At 25.9% G+C, this 2642-nt stretch carries 4 protein-coding genes; 3 read left to right on the plus strand and 1 reads right to left on the minus strand.

Going from position 1 to position 2642, the window contains the following annotated elements:
- Positions 1-102: 102 nt before the first annotated feature.
- The gene (locus tag LJ207_RS12165; RefSeq protein WP_229346765.1) at positions 103-285 is read right to left on the minus strand and encodes a YvrJ family protein; all 183 of its coding nucleotides are present in this window, start codon (positions 283-285) and stop codon (positions 103-105) included.
- Positions 286-750: 465 nt separating this feature from the next.
- On the opposite strand from LJ207_RS12165, the gene LJ207_RS12170 reads away from it, so the two are divergent.
- The 3 genes from LJ207_RS12170 to LJ207_RS12180 form a co-directional block, all read left to right on the plus strand.
- Positions 751-1014 carry a hypothetical protein gene (locus LJ207_RS12170; protein WP_229346766.1) on the plus strand — a complete coding sequence of 88 codons (264 nt, stop codon included), beginning with the start codon at positions 751-753 and terminating at the stop codon, positions 1012-1014.
- A 17-nt stretch (positions 1015-1031) separates the two neighbouring features.
- Positions 1032-1433, plus strand: coding sequence for a JAB domain-containing protein (locus tag LJ207_RS12175; protein ID WP_229346767.1), 402 nt, complete (start codon positions 1032-1034; stop codon positions 1431-1433).
- Positions 1434-2005: 572 nt separating this feature from the next.
- Positions 2006-2642, plus strand: a 637-nt coding sequence (locus LJ207_RS12180) for an AAA family ATPase (RefSeq protein WP_229346768.1), incomplete at its 3' end; no start/stop codon positions are given.

Below are 2642 nucleotides of genomic sequence, written 5' to 3' on the forward strand. Positions count from 1 at the left end.
CGTTTCGCTAAAAAAAATAAAAAATATATTTTAAAAAGAAAATACTGATTCACCGCTTAAATTTCCTTAAGCAGCCTCTATTAATAGAGGCTGCTTAATCATTTAATGAAGACGTTTTTGCTTTTGGATGCTAGTTTTATTATATTGCTCTGAATTATTCATGACTATTAGTGTGTCTATTGATTTTTTAAGTTCTCTTATCAAGGTTTCAAAACGCATAAGCAAATAAATACAGAGGACCATCGGGAAACCATAAGTGCTTATCAGGCTAAATAATTCTTCCATTTTTATTCCTCCTTTTGTGAACTTATGTTTTATGTATCTATTATAACATTTTTTAAATGGAAATAAAAGTAAATATATTAATTATTTTCTTTAAATTAAGATTATTTAGTTTTAAAGTGCTTTTGTCAAGCGAAAAATGTATCACCCTGCCAATCGAATTGTGTACCACCTAGCTGCCGTAAAGAATCCAACTGGGCTTGGAATTAAAGCCTGTAATGAAGAGTGGCTGGATCAAATTTAAATTGACAGAAACACAAATGCTGGTATTTAATTTAAAAAAATCATTTTTAAAGAACTCTTCTATTAAGCTAAAAAAACAATATAAAAATTATGATCATTTGATCAAAAATACTAAAAGTATTATAATAAGATCATAAATCTGTAAAATTGGAGAAAAAAATTATAAAAAAGGAAATTATGCTAGCAATTAATTCAAATAAAATTAATAAACAAGGGTGATTAATAATGAAAAAATTTAAATTAGAATGCAGCTGGACGGAATATCATACTGGTGAGTTAGTTTTGGAGGTAGAAAACTTAAATGATGCTTTAGAATTGCTTAGAATGGAGCAAAATAGACTTTTAGAAATTTTGATAGAGAAGTATGCCAATGAAACCTTTAGCAGTTTGAGTGATATTTCTGTCTTAAATAGAGAGGAAGAGTCTACTGCAGAAAAAGATGTGATGGTTAAAGATAGTGAAATTATATTTGATGGTAAATCAATTTAAGAAGGGGGTAGTTATAGTTGCTCAAGAATAAGATTATTAGTTCAGAGGATAGTATAGATATATTTATAGAAGTATTAAAAATGAATCAAAAAGAAGAAGTAGTTGGGATGATAACACTTGATTATAATAATAGAATGACTGCAATAGTAGAATTAATGCGTGGGAAAAATGCTTTAAAAAAAATTGGAACAGATGACTTATTTAATAAAGCCTTTATGTTGGATGCTTTTTCAATAATATTAGCTTATAATTCACCGATAAGTATTAAAAATTTAAGCAATCAGTATTATGAATTTAATGAGTTTTTTTTAAGTGAAGCAGAGCGTTTACAGATTGATGTAAAAGATCATTTTATTATTTTAGATAAAAACAATTGTTTTAGCTTAAAAAATAATTGTAAATTATGGTTCTATAATTAATGTTGTGAAGAAAAAATTGTAAACTATAAAAATCCAAATAAAAAAATACCAGTGTATATGATAATCTAATAGTAGTTAATAATCATACAGGTATTTACATATTATTGTAGAATAAATTATATAACTGGCAAGTATTATTTTCCAGCAAGAGAATGACAGTAGTATAAAGTAATAAATGCTTTCTATTATATATACATCAGTTCGCGACAATACGGTGTCAGGGCTTTAGTGTATAATAATGAACAGAACTAGAGATAACAAAAATGATACTGCAGATGCAGGGTTGAATTGGGGTTTATAGAAATATATTTAATAGGATATAAAATATTATTTTAAAAATACCAGATTAACTTAAAAATATGATTGAAATTGTTATTATCGGTAGAAGAATATGAAGATAATGCATTAATGTTAATTATTTATTTTAGCTAGGGTGATATTTTAGTTATACTACTCAAGCAAAATATTTATAAATTTTATCTAAAAAATATAAATTTAAATAACAAAATAAGAGTGGTGTGAAAGTAATATACAATAAGTTGTGTAAATTTTAAAATTAGGAATGATAATTAATGTATTTATCAAATTTAAAACTCTGGAATTTTAGAAAATTCGGTTCAAAAGAATTTGAAATTGAATCTCCAGATCTTAATTTAGATTTTAATGAAAATTTAAATGTTCTTATTGGAGAAAATGATTCAGGTAAAACAGCAATTATTGATGCAATTAAGATGGTATTAAAAACTCATAGTTATGAATGGATTAGAGTAACTGAAGATGATTTTTATAATGATACTGATAGGTTTAGAATAGAGCTAAAATTTAATGATTTGAAAGCGGAGGAGGCAAAATATTTTACCGAATGGCTAAGCTGGGAAGGTAAAAAAGAAGAAGCTGAACCTTATTTAAAAGTTAATTATGATGTAAGTAAAAATGCGGAAAGAATTCTTCCAGCAGATGTTAGAGCTGGAAGTGATAAAGAAGGATATTCTTTAAATGCTGAGGCAAGGCATTATTTAAAAACAACTTATCTAAAACCATTAAGAGATGCTGAAAGCGAATTAATTCCTAAAAGATATTCTCGCTTATCTCAAATCCTTAAAGGCCATGATATATTCAAGAATGAAGAAGATAATAAGCTATATCAAGAATTTGAAAAGTTTAATGAAGAAATTTCTAATTATTTTAAAAAAGCTAATAAAGAAGAAC

Origin of the sequence: Halanaerobium polyolivorans (assembly GCF_020711195.1) — a bacterium.
Classification (GTDB): Bacteria; Bacillota; Halanaerobiia; order Halanaerobiales; family Halanaerobiaceae; genus Halanaerobium; species Halanaerobium polyolivorans.

Bases quoted from the DNA above. Each gene is read 5' to 3' on its own strand.
- LJ207_RS12165 (WP_229346765.1), bottom strand. From the start codon at position 285: ATGGAAGAATTATTTAGCCTGATAAGCACTTATGGTTTCCCGATGGTC.
- LJ207_RS12170 (WP_229346766.1), top strand. From the start codon at position 751: ATGAAAAAATTTAAATTAGAATGCAGCTGGACGGAATATCATACTGGT.